Source organism: Microbispora sp. H13382, assembly GCF_014161445.1.
Classification (GTDB): Bacteria; Actinomycetota; Actinomycetes; order Streptosporangiales; family Streptosporangiaceae; genus Microbispora.
The window spans coordinates 441,242-459,084 of sequence record NZ_JABBXA010000004.1; the positions used below are offsets into that span (position 1 = coordinate 441,242).

The window sequence follows — 17,843 nt, forward strand, 5'->3', positions numbered from 1 at the left end:
CCAAGAATGACTATTGAGGTGGGCGAATCGTATCGGCTGACGGGTATTGGTTCGCAGCCTGCCGACCCGCACCGGTACCCTTCGGTTACATTCGCTCGCGCAATCCTTGATTGATCCGTAGAGACGCAGAGGCCGCTTCCGTGCTCGTCGCCGGGTTCCCCGCAGGGTCGTTCCAGACCAACTGTTATGTCGTCGCTCCCGCAGCAGGCGAGGAGTGCGTGGTCATCGACCCAGGTCAGGACGCCGTGGAGGATCTCGACGCGCTGCTGCGCGAGCACCGGCTGAAGCCGGTCGCGGTGCTGCTCACCCACGGCCACATCGACCACGTGTGGTCGGTGGCGCCGGTGTGCGGCGCCCGCGACGTGCCCGCGTGGATCCATCCCGAAGACCGCGACCTGCTGTCGGACCCGGCGAAGGGGTTCCCGCCGCAGGCGGGCCAGGTGTTCGGCGGGCTGAAACTTTCCGAGCCCGACGACGTGCGGGAGCTGGCCGACGGGGCCGTGCTGTCGCTGGCCGGGCTGGAGCTCACGGTCGAGCACAGGCCGGGCCATACCTGGGGGTCGGTGACGTTCCGGACGCCCTTCGAGGACTCCGAGGTCCTGTTCGCGGGCGACCTGCTGTTCGCCGGCTCCATCGGCCGTACCGACCTGCCCGGCGGCGACTACGCCGCCATTCTGCGCAGCCTCGCCAAGACGCTGACGCTGCCGGACGAGACCATGGTCCTGCCCGGCCACGGACCTCAGACGACCATCGGCCGCGAGCGCGCGACCAACCCCTTCCTCAGGGACGTCGCGCCGCACGCAGGCCCGACCAGGGGATTGTGATGACCTTTCAGGCGCCCAAGGGCACCTTCGACTGGATGCCCCCGCGTTCGGAGTGGGCTCTCGCCGTACGGGACGCCCTCGCCGCGCCGGCCCGCCGCGCCGGCTACGGCTACGTCGAGACGCCGGCCTTCGAGGACACGGCGCTGTTCGCCCGCGGCGTCGGCGAGTCGACCGACATCGTGACCAAGGAGATGTACACGTTCACCAGCCGGGGCGGGCAGTCGCTGACGCTGCGCCCCGAGGGCACGGCGAGCGTGATGCGGGCCGTGCTCGAACACGGCCTGTACGGCGGGCCGCTGCCGATCAAGCTCTGGTACTCGGGCAGCTACTTCCGCTACGAGCGGGCCCAGGCGGGCCGCTACCGCCACTTCTCCCAGGTGGGAGCGGAGGCCCTGGGGGCCGAGGACCCGGCGCTCGACGCCGAGCTCATCGTCCTCGCGATGGACGGCTACGCCTCGCTGGGCCTAAGCGGCGTCCGGCTGCTGCTGAACTCGCTCGGCTGCAAGGAGTGCCGGCCGGCCTACCGCGCCGCGCTCCAGGACTTCCTGCGAGGCCTGGACCTCGACGAGGCCACCCGCACCCGGATCGAGATCAACCCGCTGCGCGTGCTCGACGACAAGCGTCCCGAGGTGCGCGCGCAGCTGGACGGCGCGCCGCTGGTCACCGACCACCTGTGCGGGGCCTGCAAGGCCTACCACGAGGAGGTCAGGGGCCTGCTGACGGCCGCCGGCGTGGCGTACGAGGACGACCCCCGGCTCGTGCGCGGCCTCGACTACTACACGCGCACGACCTTCGAGTTCCTGCACGACGGCCTGGGCGCCCAGTCGGCGGTCGGCGGGGGAGGGCGTTACGACGGGCTGAGCGAGCAGATCGGCGGCCCGGCGCTGCCCAGCGTGGGCTGGGCCCTCGGGGTGGACCGCACGGTGCTCGCGATGGAGGCCGAGGGCCTGCTCGCCGAGCGGCCCCGCGGCGTCGAGGTGTTCGCCGTACCGCTCGGCGAGGAGGCCAGGCGGCGGGTGTTCCCGCTCGTGAGCGAGCTGCGCCGGGCCGGCCTCGCCGTCGACATGGCCTTCGGCGGCCGTGGCGTCAAGGGCGCGATGAAGGCCGCCGACCGCAGCGGCGCGCGGTACGCGCTCATCCTCGGCGACCGAGATATCGAGGCGGGAGCCGTGCAAGTGAAGGACCTGACCACAGCCGACCAGACCGCGGTTCCGCTCGCGGAGGTCGTCGAGTTCTTGAAGGGGAAACTCTCGTGATCCGCACCCACGAGGCAGGCACGCTCCGCAAGGAGCACGCGGGCCAGAAGGTGACGCTCGCCGGATGGGTGGCGCGCCGGCGCGACCACGGCGGCGTGGTCTTCATCGACCTGCGCGACGCCTCCGGCTCGGCCCAGGTGGTCTTCCGCGAGGAGGACCACGCCCACGACCTGCGCGCGGAATACTGCGTGAAGGTCACAGGCGAGGTACGCCAGCGCCCGGCCGGCAACGAGAACCCCGATCTGCCCACGGGCGAGATCGAGGTCGTCGCCTCCGAGGTGGAGGTGCTGAGCGAGTCGGCCCCGCTGCCGTTCCCGATCGAGGGCAGCTCGGGCGTGTCGGAGGAGGCGCGGCTGAAGTACCGCTACCTCGACATCCGCCGCCAGAAGATCGCCGAGGCCCTGCGCATCCGCTCGCAGGCGACCTACCTCGCCAACGAGGTCATGCGCGAGCGCGGGTTCGTCTACGTCGAGACCCCGAACCTGACCCGTTCGACGCCCGAGGGCGCCCGCGACTTCCTGGTGCCCGTACGGCTCCAGCCGGGCAGTTGGTACGCGCTGCCGCAGTCGCCGCAGTTGTTCAAGCAGCTGCTCATGGTCTCCGGCCTGGAGCGCTACTACCAGCTCGCCCGTTGCTTCCGCGACGAGGACCTGCGGGCCGACCGGCAGCCCGAGTTCACCCAGATCGACATCGAGATGTCGTTCGTGGACCAGGACGACGTCATCGAGCTGGGCGAGGCGCTCATCGGGCGGATCTGGAAGGAGACGATCGGCTACGAGCTGCCGGCGCCGCTGCCCCGGATGACGTACGCCGAGGCGATGGCGCGCTACGGCTCCGACAAGCCGGACCTGCGCTTCGGCGTCGAGCTGACCGACCTCACGGACTACTTCTCCGGCACCTCGTTCCGCGTCTTCCAGGCGCCGTACGTGGGCGCGGTCGTCATGCCGGGCGGCGCCTCGCAGACCCGAAAGGAGCTCGACGCCTGGCAGGAGTGGGCCAAGTCGCGCGGCGCGCGCGGCCTGGCGTACGTGCTGGTGCAGGAGGACGGCACGCTGGGCGGCCCGGTGGCCAAGAACCTGTCGGACAGCGAGCTGGGCGGCCTCGCCGGGGCGACCGGCGCCAAGCCCGGCGACGCGATCTTCTTCGCGGCCGGCGCGCGCGCTGCCTCCCGCGACCTGCTCGGCGCGGCCCGCCTGGAGATCGGCCGCCGCTGCGACCTGATCGACGAGTCGCAGTGGTCGTTCCTGTGGATCGTCGACGCCCCGATGTTCGAGGAGGACGGCGAGGGCGGCTGGACCCCGGTCCACCACCCGTTCACCTCTCCCAAGCCGGAGTGGGCCGACAACTTCCAGGACAACCCCGGCGAGGCCCTGGCGTACGCGTACGACATGGTCTGCAACGGCATGGAGATCGGCGGCGGCTCGATCCGTATCCACCGCGCGGAGATGCAGCAGCGCGTGTTCGACGTGCTCGGCATCTCCAAGGAGGAGGCCGAGAGCAAGTTCGGCTGGCTGCTGGAGGCGTTCAAGTACGGCCCGCCGCCGCACGGCGGCATCGCCTACGGCTGGGACCGCGTCTGCATGCTGCTGGCGGGCGGCGAGTCGATCCGGGACGTGATCGCGTTCCCGAAGACGGCGTCCGGCTTCGACCCGCTGAGCGGGGCGCCCACCCCGATCAGCCCGGACCAGCGCAAGGAGGCCGGCGTGGACGCCACGCCGAAGGCCGACAAGCCCGAGTCCGCGCAGTAGTAGAAGCGAGACGGCCCCCGCGACACCGGTCGCGGGGGCCGTCGTGCGTCCGGGGCCGCTCAGACGATGGCCACGTCCTTGATCACGACCTTCTTCTTCGGGGCGTTGGAGCCCTCGCCCCGCACGTCGGCGGTGGGGTCGCCGTTGAACGGGATGATCCCGCCTCTGGCGATCTTGTCGATCACGTTCATGCCCTTGCTCACCACACCGATCATGGTGAACGCGCCGCCGGCGGCGGTCAGCTGGCTGTTCTCGTCGCTGAAGGAGATGAAGAACTGGCTGCCGTTGGAGTTGGCGTCCTCCGTGTTCTGCGCCAGTCCGACGGTTCCCCGGATGAGCGGCATGCCGCCGAGGTTCTCGTCGTCGAACAGGTAGCCGGGGCCGCCCGAGCCGTCCTCCTTGCGCTTGCCGTTGCCCGTGGCCAGGGGGTCGCCGCACTGCAGCATGCCGAGGCCGACGGTCTCCACCGTCGCGAGGCGGTGGCAGACGGTGTTGTCGTAGAAGTTCTTACTCGCCAGGAACGCGAGCGAGTTCACCGCGCACGGCACGTCCTTGGTGGCCAGGTCGATGACGATCTCACCCTGGTTGGTCGTGATGATCATCTGCTTGGCCAGGATGACCCTCCTGGTCAGCTTGCTCGGCGGCGTGCCCACGGACTTCGTCGGGCTGCCCGAGTCGTCCTTGCGGTAGGTGCAGGAGATCTGGCGCAGGTCGGTGGGCCTGGCCGTCGGCGCGTCCGGCGCGAGCGTGGTCTCGGTCACGGTGGGACCGTCCGAGGGGGTCGCAGAAGAGCCGGCCGAGGCTGTGGCCTTGGCCTCGTTGGCCGTGCCGTCACTGCAGGCCACCAGGCCGCCCGCCAGCGCGAGGAGCCCGAGCCCGGCACCGAGGGTGCTCCCCAGGCGGCGACGTGCAGTGGTCGCGCGCCCGGCCGTGCTCACGCGCGAAGCCGGTTGCTTCTGCCGATCAGTGTCGGTCACCGCTATGCCTTCCCTTTTCCCATTTATTACGACTGGTGCGCCACTCTATCCGTGATCCCGTCGGCTTCGTGTAAAGCACGCGTCCCTTGGGTATCACCATGGTTTGCCCCGGCTGCGCTCATCTTGCTCTCAGATCTCCCTGGGAACCTCCTGACGATCGAATCCGTATACCGGGAGCGGCCCGCGATCCGCGCCCCCGGTAGCCGTCACAGGAGCGATGCACGATGTTCGACCAGGTCTTCGGACTCCCGGCCCATGCTCTGATCGTCCACGCGGCGGTGATCTTCGCGCCGCTGCTCGCGGCGCTGTCCATCGCGTACGCCGCGCTGCCCCGCCTGCGGCACAAGCTCGACTGGGCCCTGGTGGCGACCGCCGTGGTGGCGCTCGGCGCGGTGTTCGCGGCCGAGGAGAGCGGGGAGGCGCTGGAGCACCGGATGTTCCAGGGACGGCCCTCCGACGCGATCGAGGTCCACTCCGGGCTCGCCGAGGTCCTCGTTCCGGTGACCGCGCTCCTGACCGTCGCGTCCCTGGTGATGGTGTGGCTCACCCGGGCCCGCCGCGCTCCGCAGGGCGCCGGATCGCGGGCGGGCCTCCTGGTCGTGTCCGCCGCCGCCGTGATCCTCGCCGTGGTCGTCGGCTACTACGCCGTACGGACCGGGCACACGGGCGCGACGGCCGTGTGGGGCGGCTGACGGTAGTGTCGGCGACGTGGAGAGCCTGTTCGATTCGGCCGCGGAGGAGGCGCACCGGGGCCAGGAGCCGCTGGCCGTGCGCATGCGGCCGCGCTCGCTGGAGGAGGTGATCGGCCAGCGGCACCTGCTGGGACCCGGCACGCCGCTGCGCCGTCTGGTGGAGAGCGACGCCCCGATGTCGCTGTTCCTGTGGGGGCCCCCGGGCACCGGCAAGACCACGCTGGCGTACGTCGTGGCGGGCGCCACCAAGCGGAGGTTCGTCGAGATCTCGGCCGTCTCCGCCGGGGTCAAGGACGTGCGCGCCGCCATCGACCAGGCGCGCCGCGAGCTCGGCATGTCCGGCAGGCAGACCGTGCTCTTCGTGGACGAGGTCCACCGGTTCAACAAGGCGCAGCAGGACGCGCTGCTGCCCGCCGTGGAGAACCGCTGGGTCACCTTCATCGGCGCGACCACCGAGAACCCGTTCTTCTCGGTCATCTCCCCGCTGCTGTCCCGCTCGCTGCTGCTCACGCTCGAGCCGCTGACCGAAGACGACGTCCGCACCGTCCTGGAGCGCGCGGTCGCCGACCCGCGCGGCCTCGGCGGGCGCGTCACGCTGCATCCCGACGCGCTCGACCAGCTCGTACGGCTGGCCGGCGGCGACGCGCGGCGCTCGCTGACCTACCTGGAGGCGGCCGCGATGCTGACCGACGGGGCCGCGGCCGAGGTCACGATCGAGGTCGTGGAGAAGGCCGTCGACAAGGCGGCCGTGCGCTACGACCGGCAGGGCGACCAGCACTACGACGTCGTCAGCGCGTTCATCAAGAGCATGCGGGGTTCGGACGCCGACGCGGCGCTGCACTACCTCGCCCGGATGGTTGAGGCGGGGGAGGATCCGCGGTTCATCGCCCGCCGGATCGTGATCTTCGCCAGTGAGGACGTGGGCATGGCCGACCCCACGTGCCTGCAGGTCGCGGTGGCCGCCGCGCAGGCCGTGGAGTTCATCGGCCTGCCCGAGGGCAGGATCAACCTCGCCCAGGCCGTCATCCACTGCGCGCTCGCGCCCAAGTCGAACGCGGTCGTGAAGGCGATCGGCGCGGCCTCCGACGACGTGCGGCGCGGCATGGTGGGGCGCGTCCCCGGCCACCTGCGCGACGCCCACTACCCGGGCGCGAAGAAGCTCGGCCATGGCAGGGGCTACCAGTACCCGCACGACTTCGAGCACGGCCTCGTCCGCCAGGACTACGCGCCGGAGGAGCTGCGGGAGCGCCGCTACTACGAGCCGACCACGCACGGCGCGGAGGCGCGGTTCGCCGAGCGCTGGGCGAAGATCCGGAGCTTCCTGCGCGGAGGCTGACCTCCGCGGGTGTGGAATGCGGAGCGCCCGGTGTGTGGCGCGGAGCGCCCCCGTGTGTGTGGTGCGGAACGGCGGGCAGGTCGTTCGCGATAAGGTCTTGCCATTCCAGCTCCGTTGATCTAGGGAGATCGGCACATGCTTACCGCGGGAGAGCTGGCGGGCCTCGTGGTCGCCATTTTCTGGGTGATCCTGGTCTGCTTCATGGTCGTCGTGCTGGTCAGGCTGGCCAGACTGCTGACCGAGACCCGCAAGTCGGTGGCCGAGCTGAGCGACCGCATCGCCCCGCTCCTCGACGACATGAGCCAGACCGTCTCCGAGGCCAACCGGCGGCTGGTGGCGGCCGAGGAGATCACGGACAACATGCGCGACGTCAGCGGCAACATGGTGAGGATCACCGGGGTGGCGTCCACGCTGTTCGCCGGACCGGTGCTCAAGATCTCCGCCTTCCGGGACGGCTTCCGCCTGGCGCTGGCCCGGCGCGGCGCCCGCAGGGTCCCGGCCCGCAGGGTCGCCCGCGGCGGCCCTCGAACCGGGGACAGGATCAGGGAGCGGCACGCGGCCGAGCGGGCCGCGGAGCGCCGGGCGATCGGAAGGGGACGCGGATGATCCGGCGGCTCTTCTACATGTCCCTGGGCGCGTTTGTGACGGTCTGGACGATGCGTAAGCTTCAGTCGTTGCGGCCCGACCACGTGGCCAGGCGCACCGCTGATCGCGCGGTGACCCTCGCCGACCAGCTCAGGGACTTCGCCGGCGAGGTGCGCCGCCTGTCGGCGAGCAGGGAAACCGAGTTGCGCGCCGAGTTCGGACTCGGCACGGTTGCTGGAACCACCACAGGCAAGAACAGAATCTACGACGTAAAGGACGGCCGCTGAAATGGAGTCGGCAGAGATCGCGCGCCGCTTCCTGCGCTTCTTCGAGGAGCGCGGGCACACAGTCGTGCCCTCGGCCAGCCTGGTCGCCGAGGACCCGACACTGCTTCTGGTGAACGCGGGGATGGTCCCGTTCAAGCCCTTCTTCCTGGCGCAGCAGACGCCGCCGTTCCGGCGGGCGACCAGCGCGCAGAAGGTCATGCGGACCCTCGACATCGACGAGGTCGGCAAGACCACCCGGCACGCCAGCTTCTTCCAGATGCTCGGCAACTTCTCCTTCGGCGACTACTTCAAGGAGCAGGCGATCCCGTTCGCCTGGGAGTTGCTGACGCGGCCCGAGTCCGACGGCGGCTTCGGCTTCCCGGAGGACCGCCTGTGGGCGACCGTCTACCTGGACGACGACGAGGCCCAGGACATCTGGCACCGCAAGGTGGGGCTGCCGCTCGACCGCATCCAGCGCCGTGACCTGGCCGACAACTACTGGCACATGGGCGTCCCCGGGCCGGGCGGCCCCTGCTCGGAGATCTACTACGACCGCGGCCCGGAGTACGGCCGCGAGGGCGGGCCGATCGCCGACGAGAACCGCTACCTCGAGGTGTGGAACCTCGTCTTCATGCAGTTCCAGCTCAGCAAGGTCCGCAGCAAGATCGACTTCGACGTGGCGGGCGAGCTGCCGGCCAAGAACATCGACACCGGCATGGGCCTGGAGCGCATGGCGGCCATCCTGCAGGGCGTCGACAACATCTACGAGATCGACACGACGTACAAGATCCTCGACACGGCGGCCGACCTGACCCGGTCCCGCTACGGGCGCGACAAGCGCGCCGACGTGTCGCTGCGGGTGATCGCCGACCACATGCGGGCGGGCGTCATGCTCGTCGGCGACGGCGTGCTCCCGTCCAACGAGGGCCGCGGCTACGTGCTGCGCCGGATGCTGCGCCGCGCGATCCGCAACCTCCGCCTGCTCGGCGCGGGCGAGGAGCGGCACATGCACGCGCTCACCGCCGTGACCATCGACGTGATGGGCCAGCAGTACCCCGAGCTCAGGGCCGACGCCGCCAACATCCACACGGTCATCGATGCCGAGGAGGCGTCGTTCCTCGGCACGCTCCGCACCGGAACGGCGATCTTCGACGTCGCGGTGGAGGAGAGCAAGCGCAAGGGCGCCTCGACGCTCAGCGGCGACCAGGCGTTCCAGCTCCACGACACCTACGGCTTCCCGATCGACCTCACCCTGGAGATGGCGGCCGAGCAGGGCCTCCAGGTGGACGAGGAGGGCTTCCGCCGGCTCATGAAGGAGCAGCGGGACCGCGCCAAGGCCGACGCCGCGGCGAAGAAGACCGGCAACGCCGACATCTCGGTGTTCACCGGCATCCTGGAGAAGGCCGGGAAGGTCGACTTCCTCGGCTACGACCACACCACCGCCGAGGGATCCGTCATCGGCCTGCTCGTCGACGGCGCGTCCGTCCCGGCGGCCGGCGCGGGGACCACGCTGGAGGTCGTGCTCGACCGCACCCCGTTCTACGCCGAGGGCGGCGGCCAGCTCTCCGACCAGGGCGTGATCCGCACCGGCGGTGCGGAGATCGACATCGTGGACGTCCAGTCGCCGGTGGCCGGCCTGGTCGTGCACCGCGGCAAGGTGCGCGCCGGCGAGGTGCGCGTCGGCGACCAGGCGCAGGCAGACATCGACCTGGAGCGGCGCCGGGCGATCTCCCGCAGCCACACCGCGACCCACCTGGTGCACCGCGGGTTCCGCAACGCGCTCGGCGAGTCGGCGGCCCAGGCGGGCTCGGAGAACTCCCCGGGCCGCTTCCGCTTCGACTTCACCGCGGCCGGGGCCGTCTCCCCGTCGATGCTGCGTGACGTCGAGGACGAGGTGAACGCCGTCCTGATCAACGACCTCAAGGTCAACGCCTTCTATACCAGCCAGGCGCAGGCCCGCGCGATGGGCGCGCTCGCGCTGTTCGGCGAGAAGTACGGCGACGAGGTGCGGGTGGTCGAGGTCGGCGACTACTCCCGAGAGCTGTGCGGCGGCACGCACGTGGCCAGCTCCGGCCAGCTCGGCCTGGTGAAGGTGCTGGGCGAGTCGTCCATCGGCGCGGGCGTGCGCCGCGTGGAGGCGCTCGTCGGCATCGACGCGTTCCGGTTCCTGGCCCGCGAGAGCGTGCTGGTCGCCCAGCTCAGCGAGCAGCTGAAGACCCGCCGCGAGGAGCTGCCCGAGCGCATCGAGGGCATCGTCACCCGGCTGCGGACGGCGGAGAAGGAGCTGGAGAAGCTGCGCTCGGCCCAGGTGCTCGCGGTGGCCGGCGAGCTCGCCGCGCAGGCCCGCGACGTCCAGGGCGTCTCCGTGGTGACCCACCGCGCGCCTGATGGCACCACCCCTGACGACCTGCGTAAACTCGCCCTCGATGTGCGCGGCAGGTTCCCTGGCGACCGCGCCGCGGTCGTCGTCGTCTCCGGCGTCCCCTCCGACCGGCCGGTCGTCGTCGCCGCGGTCAACGAGGCGGGACGCGAGCGCGGCCTGAAGGCGGGCCGGCTCGTCGGCGTAGCCGCCAAGGCACTCGGGGGTGGCGGTGGCGGCAAGGACGACGTGGCCCAGGGCGGCGGCACGCGGCCCGAGGCGATCGGCGACGCGCTTCGCGCGGTCGAGGAGGCCATCTCCTCCGTGGTGGCGTGAGCGGCCGATGAGGCACGGCGTCAGGATCGGGGTCGACGTCGGCTCCGTCCGCATCGGCGTGGCCCGCAGCGACCCGTCGGGTCTGCTGGCCACGCCGGTGGAGACCGTACGGCGTGGCCGGGGCGACCTGACGAGAATCGCGGAGATCGCCGCCGAGCACGAGGCGATCGAGATCGTGGTCGGCCTGCCCACGTCGTTGTCGGGCAGGGAGAGCCACGCCGCCGAGGCGGCACGGGCCTTCGCCACGCGGTTGGCCGCCCGGATGGCTCCGGTCCCGATCCGGCTGGTGGACGAACGGCTCACCACGGTCAGCGCCCAGCAGGGCCTGCGTTCCAGCGGCGTGAAGGCCCGCAACCAGCGCGACGTGATCGACCAGGCGGCGGCCGTCGTGCTGCTGCAGGCCGCGCTCGACGGTGAGCGGGCCACCGGCAATCCCCCCGGCAGACCTCTCGAACCACCGCGGCCCGGCACCGGGCCCGGTGAGGAAGCGAGCGGCGGGACCGCACGGTGAGGCGGACCGCGGCCGTCGTGGCCGGGGCGCTCGCCCTGGTCGCGGCGGCGGTGGCGTACGGCGTGCACGAGGTCGTCGGGCAGCCCGACAAGGCCCCCGACTACTCCGGCGGCGGGTCGGGGACGGTCACGGTCGAGATCACGCCGGGCACGAGCGCCGGAGAGATCGGCAAGACGCTGGAGAGCGCCGGCGTGGTGGCCAGCGCCCAGTCGTTCATCGAGCAGGTGATCACGCGCTCCAAGGAGAGCAGCCTGCGCCCGGGCCGCTACGTCCTGCGGCGCCGTATGGCCGCCGCCGATGCCCTCGACCTGCTGCTCGCGCCCGCCAGCAAGGTCGTGCGCAAGGTCACCGTGCCCGAAGGGCTACGCACGAGCGAGGTGCTCCGCACCCTCGCGGACGGGACCGGCATCCCGCTGAAGGACTTCACCGAGGCCGTCGCCGAGCCCGGTCGGCTGCGCCTGCCCGCGTACGCCGAGGGGACGGCCGAGGGGTTCCTGTTCCCCGCGACGTACGAGATCGAGCCGGGGATGACCGCCGTCGACCTGCTCGGGAAGATGGTGGCCCGGTTCCGCGTCGCCGCGCGGAAGGTGCGGCTGGAGGAGCTGGCGCCGCGCGTGCGGCTCACGCCCAAGCAGGCGGTGACGGTGGCGAGCATCGTCCAGGCCGAGGGCGGCGTCCCCGCCGACTACCCCAAGATCGCCAGAGTGGTGTACAACCGTCTCGCGCGCGGAGCGAAGCTGGAGATGGACAGCACGGTCAACTACGCGCTGGACCGCCACACGCTCAAAGTCAGCAACGAGGACACGCGGGTCGACTCGCCGTACAACACCTACGCGCGGACGGGCCTGCCGCCGGGACCCATCGGCAACCCGGGAGAGAGCGCGCTCGTCGCCGCCCTCCATCCTGCCGAAGGCACGTGGTACTGGTTCGTGACCACTGATCCTCGTCGTAAAATCACCAAATTCACTGACAAAGAGGCTGAGTTCAGGAAATATCGGGAGGAGCTGAACAGGTATCTCGGGACGAACTGATCGCCTCCCGGGGCATCCGCGCGGCGCCGGCCCGCGGGGTTCCGGAGCGCGCCCGGTGCGTCCGCACGGCCCCGCCGCCCCCGGGCGGGGCTCCATATATCGGGAACGCCCCCCGCGGAACCCCCTGTCCCGAACCCCCTCGGTTTGGCACACTCGCTTGACGGGAGGCCTCTCGTACCGAGAGATTGGCCAGCGCACTATGAATGATCTGGACATGGACTTCCTGCTCGGCGCCGAGGACGACGACGGTCCGCCCCGGCGCCGGCCCTCTGGCAGCCGCACCCAGCAGCGGCGCAGCCGCAGACGTCGCAAGAAACAGCGGCGCAAGGGCAGGGTCGCGACGCTGTTCGCCGTTGTGATCATCGTCGGCGTCCTCGGCGGCCTCGGCTACTTCGGATTCACCTGGGCGCGCAGCGTGATGATCCCCAAGGACTACACCGGGGAGGGGCGCGGGGAGGTCGTCGTCGAGATCGAGGAGGGCGCGAGCGCCACCGACGTCGCCCAGTTGCTGGAGGACGAGGGCGTAGTGGCCAGCGCGCGGGCGTTCATCAACGCCATCGGCGCCGCCGGGAAGAGCTCCTCGCTCCAGCCGGGCCAGTACGAGATGCGCAAGGGCATGTCCGCCGAGTCCGCCCTGGCCCTGCTCGACCCCAAGAACCGGATGCTCAACCGGCTGACCATCCGCGAGGGGCTGCGGCTGAGCAAGATCTACGAGGAGCTGTCCACCGCCACGGGCAAGCCGGTCGAGGACTTCAAGAAGGCCGCCCGCACCGACATCGGGCTCCCCGCGTACACCAAGGGCCGTCTGGAGGGCTACGCGTTCCCGGCCACGTACGAGATCAGCAGCAAGCTCACCCCGGAGCAGATCCTCACCAAGATGGTCGACCGGTTCAACCAGACCGCGGACCGGGTCGACCTTGAGGGGCAGGCGAAGCAGCTCGGCTTCACCGCCAGGCAGATCATCATCATCGCCAGCATCGTGCAGGCGGAGTCCGGCAGCGCCGAGGACATGCCGAAGGTCGCCCGGGTCATCTACAACCGGCTGGGCTCCAACCCCCAGATGAAGCTGGGCATGGACAGCACGGTCATGTACGGGCTGAACAAGTACGGCATCGCGGCCTCGCACGCCGACCTGGAGAGCACCTCGCGGTACAACACGTACAAGTACTTCGGCCTGCCGCCCGGCCCGATCGCCAACCCCGGCGACCACGCGATCGAGGCCGCGCTGCACCCGGCGGACGGCAACTGGCTGTACTTCGTGACGGTCGACCCCAAGCGGGGCATCACCAAGTTCACCGACAAGGAGTCGGAGTTCTGGAAGCTGCGCGACGAGTTCAACCGGAACAACAAATGACCGAGACCGGCGAGGGGACCGGCCGCCGGGCCGCCGTCCTCGGGTCCCCGATCGCCCACTCGCTGTCCCCGGTCCTGCACCGGGCGGCGTACGCGGAGATGGGCCTGGACGACTGGCGCTACGACGCGATCGAGTGCGCCGAGGACGGGCTGGCCGGCCTGATCGGCGGGCTCGGCCCGGAGTGGGCGGGACTGTCGCTCACGATGCCGCTCAAGCGTGCCGTGCTCCCCCTGCTGGACACCGTCTCCGACCTCGCGCTGGCCGTCGGCGGCGCCAACACGGTGGTCTTCCGTGAGGGCGGCGCGCGGCACGGCGAGAACACCGACGTGTACGGCATCGTGCGGGCGCTCGCGGAGGCGGGCGTGCCCGCACCGGCCTCCGCGGTCGTCCTCGGCGGCGGCGCCACCGCGGCCTCGGCCGTCGCCGCTCTGCGGGAGACGGGGCTCGCGGAGGTCACGCTCGTCGTGCGCGACCCGGCCCGCGCGGGGGAGACCCTGCGGGTCGCCGAGCGCCTCGGCACGAGGGTGACCGTGCGCTCCTTCGACGACTTCGACCCCGCGGCCGATCTGGTCGTCTCCACGCTGCCGTCCGGCGCGGCCGACGCGCTGGCCGAGCGGGTCGCGGCCCGCCTGCCCGAGAAGGCGGCGCTGTTCGACGTCGTCTACGCGCCCTGGCCGACCGCGCTGGCCGCGGCCGTCCGCGCGCGGGGATGTGCCGTGGTCGGGGGCTTCCCGATGCTGCTGCACCAGGCGGTGCGGCAGGTCGAGCTGATGACCGGGCGTGCGGACGTGCCGGTGGAGGCGATGCGCGCCGCCGGCGAGGCCGAGATCGCACGCCGGGCGGCCTCCTGAGCGGCGTCGCGCCGGGGCAGGAATACGTCGAGAGGCTGTCGGGTTTGTGGTAGCGTAGGAACTCGATCGGTCCGGCATGAGCTGGACGCGCAAGCGGAGGTCCTCCTCCCACCTGCTCCGCCGAAAGGCGGACGGGTTCAGGATCACACCGGAGTTTTCGGCAGGAGAGCTCAGTGACCCCGCATGCGTGACGTGCGGGGTTTTTGTTTTGCCCCGCACGGTCGAGACAAGCGGAAGTCTTTTGGAGGTCCCATCAGCACCGAGCCCCGCATCAACGACCGTATTCGTGTGCCCGAGGTGCGCCTCGTCGGCCCGAACGGCGAACAGGTCGGCATCGTCTCCATCGGCGACGCGCTGAAGCTGGCCCAGGAGAGCGATCTCGACCTGGTGGAGGTCGCGGCCACGGCCCGCCCGCCCGTCTGCAAGCTCATGGACTACGGCAAGTTCAAGTACGAGTCGGCCATGAAGGCGCGTGAGGCCCGCCGTAACCAGGCGCACACGATCATCAAGGAGATCAAGCTCCGGCCGAAGATCGACCCGCACGACTACGAGACCAAGAAGGGTCACGTCGTGCGCTTCCTGAAGGCGGGAGACAAGGTCAAGGTCACGATCATGTTCCGGGGCCGCGAGCAGTCCCGGCCCGAGCTGGGCTTCCGGCTCCTGCAACGCCTCGCTGAGGACGTCACCGACCTGGGGTTCGTCGAGTCGCAGCCGAAGCAGGACGGTCGCAACATGATCATGGTGATCGGGCCGCACAAGAAGAAGGCCGAGGCGAAGGCCGAGAAGGCCGCCGCCAAGGCCCGCGGCACCGGCCAGCCGGAGGCGGAGCCCGCCGAGGAGCAGGCCGCGCAGCCGCAGTGACACCCGCCTGAACCACCAGGCGGGGCGCCGCAGACGTACACGGAAACCGAGACCGGGGCGGTCTCGCGGAGTAAGGCAGGCCGCCGGCCCGGGTCACCGGCCCGGGCCGTCGGCACGGACGAAAGAGGAGAGACGGCTGACATGCCGAAGATGAAGACGCACAGCGGTGCGAAGAAGCGGTTCCGGCTCACCGGATCCGGCAAGGTTGTCCGCCGCCGCGCCAACCGGCAGCACCTGTTCGAGCACAAGCCGTCCACTCGCACGCGCCGTCTCGAGGGAGTCGTCGTCATGTCCGACGCCGACACCAAGAAGATCAAGAAGCTGCTCGCGAAGTAACGACCCGGGGAGATAGAACAACATGGCACGCGTGAAGCGGGCGCTCAACGCCAAGAAGAAGCGCCGGGTCGTCCTCGAGCGGGCGAGCGGTTACCGGGGGCAGCGGTCGCGCCTCTACCGCAAGGCCAAGGAGCAGATGCTCCACTCGATGACCTATGCGTACCGGGACCGCAAGGACAAGAAGGGTACGTTCCGCCGGCTGTGGATCCAGCGGATCAACGCCGCGGCCCGGGCCAACGGCATCACCTACAACCGGTTCATCCAGGGCCTGCGCCTGGCCGGCATCGAGGTGGACCGCAAGATCCTCGCGGACCTCGCGGTGAACGACGCCCAGACCTTCGCCACGCTGGTCGAGTCCGCCAAGAAGGCGCTCCCGTCCGACGTGAACGCGCCGGTCGCCTGACACCTGCTTCGACGAGGGCCCGCCGCCTGCGGCGGGCCCTCGTCCACGTCGAGGGGGGAATGAGCGGGCATGGCGGAGCTCACCAACATCAAGTCGCCGCGCGTCAAGGCGGCCCGCAGGCTGACCAAGCGCGCGTTCCGGGATCGTGACCGGGCGTTCCTCGCCGAGGGGCCGCAGGCCGTCCGCGAGGCTCTCGCGATCAAGGACGTCACGGTCGAACTGTTCGTGACGGTCGAGGCGGAGACGCGGCACGCCGACATCGTGGCCGACGCCGTGGCGGCGGGCGTCCCCGTCCACCGCGCGAGCGGCGAGGTCATGTCGGAGCTGACCCAGACCGTCACCCCGCAGGGCCTGCTGGCCGTGTGCCGCTTCGTGCACGTCCCGCTGGCCGAGGCGGTGCCGCGGGGGACGCGGCTGGTGGCGATCCTCGCCCACGTGCGCGATCCCGGCAACGCCGGCACGGTCCTGCGCACGGCCGACGCCGCGGGCGCCGACTCGGTGGTGTTCACCGACGCGTCGGTGGATCCGTACAACGGCAAGTGCGTGCGGGCCAGCGCGGGAAGCCTGTTCCACCTGCCGGTTGTGACCGGCACTCCCGTCGCGGACGCCGTACGGCACGCCAAGGAGGCGGGGCTGCGCGTGCTCGCGGCCGACGGCGCGGGCACCCGGACGCTCGACGAGGTCGCCCTCGACGCGCCCACCGCCTGGCTGTTCGGCAACGAGGCGTGGGGACTGCCGCCCGAGCTCCTCGCGCTGGCCGACGAGGTCGTCCGCGTCCCGATCTACGGACGGGCGGAAAGCCTGAATCTCGCCACCGCCGCGGCGGTCTGCCTGTACGCCTCCGCACGCGTTCAGCGGCAGACCTTACATTCCGTGGAAGATCCCACTACCCCCGCGCCCTGAGGCTGCTGCCGGGTCCGGGAAACCCGCTATTGTCGGCGAAGGAGTCGCGCAGAACCCGGCGGCGCGCGCAGTTCCGGAGCTCGAGGAGGCGGTCTCGTGCGAGGTGACGACACCCCCGGCGGCGCCCTTGAGGGGGACCCCGGAGGGCGGGCGCACATCGACGCCGACGACCTTCCAGACGGCCTCGTCGCCACCGACGCCGACGGCGTGATCCTCGTGGTCAACCGGGCCGCCGAGTGGCTCACCGGCGTGACCCGCGAGGCGGCCGTGGGCAGGCTCATCGGCGACGTGCTGCCGCTGCGCGACCAGGACGGCCGTGACTGGTGGAAGTGGCTCGACCCGCAGGGCGGGCTGTCCACGCGCAGCCGCCAGCCGGAACGGCCGCTGCACCTGCCCGGCCGCCAGGAGATGCTCGTCGCCGCGCGCTTCGTCCGCACCCCGCGGCGCGGCGGGCGGGTGGAACGCGTGGTCATCACGCTGCGCGACGCCTCGGCGCGCGCCCGGATCGAGCGCAGCCGCGCCGATCTCGTCTCGACCGTGGCCCACGAGCTGCGCTCACCGCTGACCAGCGTCAAGGGGTTCACCGCGACGCTGCTCGCCAAGTGGGACCGCTTCACCGACGCTCAGAAGCGCGTGATGCTGGAGACCGTCAACGCGGACGCCGACCGGGTGACGCGGCTGATCACCGAGCTGCTCGACGTCTCGCGCATCGAGTCGGGCAGGGTGGAGATCCACCGCCAGATCGTGGACGTGCCGGCCCGGGCCCGCAGGATCGTCGCGGGCCGGGTGGCGGCGGGGGAGCCGGAGGACCGCTTCCGGCTGGAGGTTCTCGGCGAGCTGCCCGAGATGTGGCTCGACCAGGACAAGATTGACCAGGTTCTCGCGAACCTGGTGGAAAACGCGGTGCGTCACGGACGCGGTACGGTGACCATAGTGGTGGAGCCGGTCGAATGGGGAGTGGCGGTGTCGGTGCGGGACCAGGGTGAGGGCGTGGCGCCCGAGCTGGTCGGCCGTGTGTTCCGCCAGTTCTGGCGGGGCAACGGCCGTCGCCGCGGGGGGACCGGTCTCGGCCTGTTCATCGTCAAGGGCCTCATCGAGGCCCACGGCGGCACGATCAGCGTGCAGCGCGCGCCCGGCGGCGGCGCGGAGTTCCGATTTACGTTGCCCACCGGCACCCCTGACTTCGCCTGAGCCTTTTCCACAGGCTCCCCGCG

The 17,843-nt window shown here is 71.0% G+C and carries 18 protein-coding genes; 17 read left to right on the forward strand and 1 reads right to left on the reverse strand.

Annotated elements, in window-relative coordinates:
* Positions 1-140 precede the first annotated feature (140 nt).
* The 3 genes from HHX41_RS11755 to aspS are packed head-to-tail and all read left to right on the forward strand — an operon-like array spanning position 141 to position 3,828.
* On the forward strand, positions 141-824 hold the full coding sequence (locus tag HHX41_RS11755) for an MBL fold metallo-hydrolase (protein WP_182906010.1): 684 nt from the start codon (positions 141-143) through the stop codon (positions 822-824).
* Positions 824-2,080: a histidine--tRNA ligase gene (hisS, locus tag HHX41_RS11760; protein WP_182905961.1), complete on the forward strand. Its 1,257-nt coding sequence runs from the start codon at positions 824-826 to the stop codon at positions 2,078-2,080. Before HHX41_RS11755 ends, hisS begins: the two co-directional genes overlap by 1 nt.
* A complete protein-coding gene (gene aspS / locus HHX41_RS11765) occupies positions 2,077-3,828 on the forward strand; it encodes an aspartate--tRNA ligase (RefSeq protein ID WP_169983118.1) in 1,752 nt (583 codons plus the stop codon). The genes hisS and aspS overlap by 4 nt, the downstream gene beginning before the upstream one ends.
* Before the next feature lie 59 nt (positions 3,829-3,887).
* On the opposite strand, the gene HHX41_RS41700 is transcribed toward aspS, so the two are convergent.
* Positions 3,888-4,805 carry a peptidylprolyl isomerase gene (locus HHX41_RS41700; RefSeq protein ID WP_182905962.1) on the reverse strand — a complete coding sequence of 306 codons (918 nt, stop codon included), beginning with the start codon at positions 4,803-4,805 and terminating at the stop codon, positions 3,888-3,890.
* Positions 4,806-5,029: 224 nt separating this feature from the next.
* Between HHX41_RS41700 and HHX41_RS11775 the strand changes: the two genes are divergently transcribed.
* The 14 genes from HHX41_RS11775 (at position 5,030) to HHX41_RS11840 (ending at position 17,820) form a co-directional block, all read left to right on the forward strand.
* Positions 5,030-5,497, forward strand: coding sequence for a DUF2231 domain-containing protein (locus tag HHX41_RS11775; RefSeq protein WP_169983116.1), 468 nt, complete (start codon positions 5,030-5,032; stop codon positions 5,495-5,497).
* A 16-nt stretch (positions 5,498-5,513) separates the two neighbouring features.
* The gene (locus tag HHX41_RS11780) at positions 5,514-6,833 is read left to right on the forward strand and encodes a replication-associated recombination protein A (protein WP_182905963.1); all 1,320 of its coding nucleotides are present in this window, start codon (positions 5,514-5,516) and stop codon (positions 6,831-6,833) included.
* 135 nt (positions 6,834-6,968) lie between these two features.
* Positions 6,969-7,439 carry a DUF948 domain-containing protein gene (locus tag HHX41_RS11785; protein WP_182905964.1) on the forward strand — a complete coding sequence of 157 codons (471 nt, stop codon included), beginning with the start codon at positions 6,969-6,971 and terminating at the stop codon, positions 7,437-7,439.
* A complete protein-coding gene (locus tag HHX41_RS11790; RefSeq protein ID WP_169983113.1) occupies positions 7,436-7,705 on the forward strand; it encodes a hypothetical protein in 270 nt (89 codons plus the stop codon). The genes HHX41_RS11785 and HHX41_RS11790 overlap by 4 nt, the downstream gene beginning before the upstream one ends.
* A gap of 1 nt (position 7,706) precedes the next feature.
* Positions 7,707-10,379: an alanine--tRNA ligase gene (alaS, locus tag HHX41_RS11795; RefSeq protein ID WP_182905965.1), complete on the forward strand. Its 2,673-nt coding sequence runs from the start codon at positions 7,707-7,709 to the stop codon at positions 10,377-10,379.
* Positions 10,380-10,386: 7 nt separating this feature from the next.
* Positions 10,387-10,890, forward strand: a complete 504-nt coding sequence (gene ruvX, locus HHX41_RS11800; RefSeq protein WP_169983111.1) for a Holliday junction resolvase RuvX — start codon at positions 10,387-10,389, stop codon at positions 10,888-10,890.
* The gene (mltG, locus tag HHX41_RS11805) at positions 10,887-11,921 is read left to right on the forward strand and encodes an endolytic transglycosylase MltG (protein WP_169983110.1); all 1,035 of its coding nucleotides are present in this window, start codon (positions 10,887-10,889) and stop codon (positions 11,919-11,921) included. The genes ruvX and mltG (HHX41_RS11805) overlap by 4 nt, the downstream gene beginning before the upstream one ends.
* 199 nt (positions 11,922-12,120) lie before the next feature.
* Complete coding sequence (mltG, locus tag HHX41_RS11810; RefSeq protein ID WP_182905966.1) at positions 12,121-13,275, forward strand: endolytic transglycosylase MltG; 1,155 nt, start codon at positions 12,121-12,123, stop codon at positions 13,273-13,275.
* Positions 13,272-14,126 carry a shikimate dehydrogenase gene (locus HHX41_RS11815; RefSeq protein WP_182905967.1) on the forward strand — a complete coding sequence of 285 codons (855 nt, stop codon included), beginning with the start codon at positions 13,272-13,274 and terminating at the stop codon, positions 14,124-14,126. The genes mltG (HHX41_RS11810) and HHX41_RS11815 overlap by 4 nt, the downstream gene beginning before the upstream one ends.
* Positions 14,127-14,378: 252 nt before the next feature.
* Positions 14,379-14,987: a translation initiation factor IF-3 gene (infC, locus tag HHX41_RS11820; protein ID WP_396704428.1), complete on the forward strand. Its 609-nt coding sequence runs from the start codon at positions 14,379-14,381 to the stop codon at positions 14,985-14,987.
* A 141-nt stretch (positions 14,988-15,128) separates the two neighbouring features.
* Complete coding sequence (gene rpmI / locus HHX41_RS11825) at positions 15,129-15,323, forward strand: 50S ribosomal protein L35 (RefSeq protein ID WP_030504936.1); 195 nt, start codon at positions 15,129-15,131, stop codon at positions 15,321-15,323.
* 22 nt (positions 15,324-15,345) lie between these two features.
* Positions 15,346-15,726, forward strand: coding sequence for a 50S ribosomal protein L20 (rplT, locus tag HHX41_RS11830; RefSeq protein ID WP_169983106.1), 381 nt, complete (start codon positions 15,346-15,348; stop codon positions 15,724-15,726).
* A 69-nt stretch (positions 15,727-15,795) separates the two neighbouring features.
* The gene (locus HHX41_RS11835) at positions 15,796-16,629 is read left to right on the forward strand and encodes an RNA methyltransferase (RefSeq protein ID WP_182905968.1); all 834 of its coding nucleotides are present in this window, start codon (positions 15,796-15,798) and stop codon (positions 16,627-16,629) included.
* A gap of 96 nt (positions 16,630-16,725) precedes the next feature.
* On the forward strand, positions 16,726-17,820 hold the full coding sequence (locus HHX41_RS11840; protein ID WP_169983104.1) for an ATP-binding protein: 1,095 nt from the start codon (positions 16,726-16,728) through the stop codon (positions 17,818-17,820).
* Positions 17,821-17,843 lie beyond the last annotated feature (23 nt).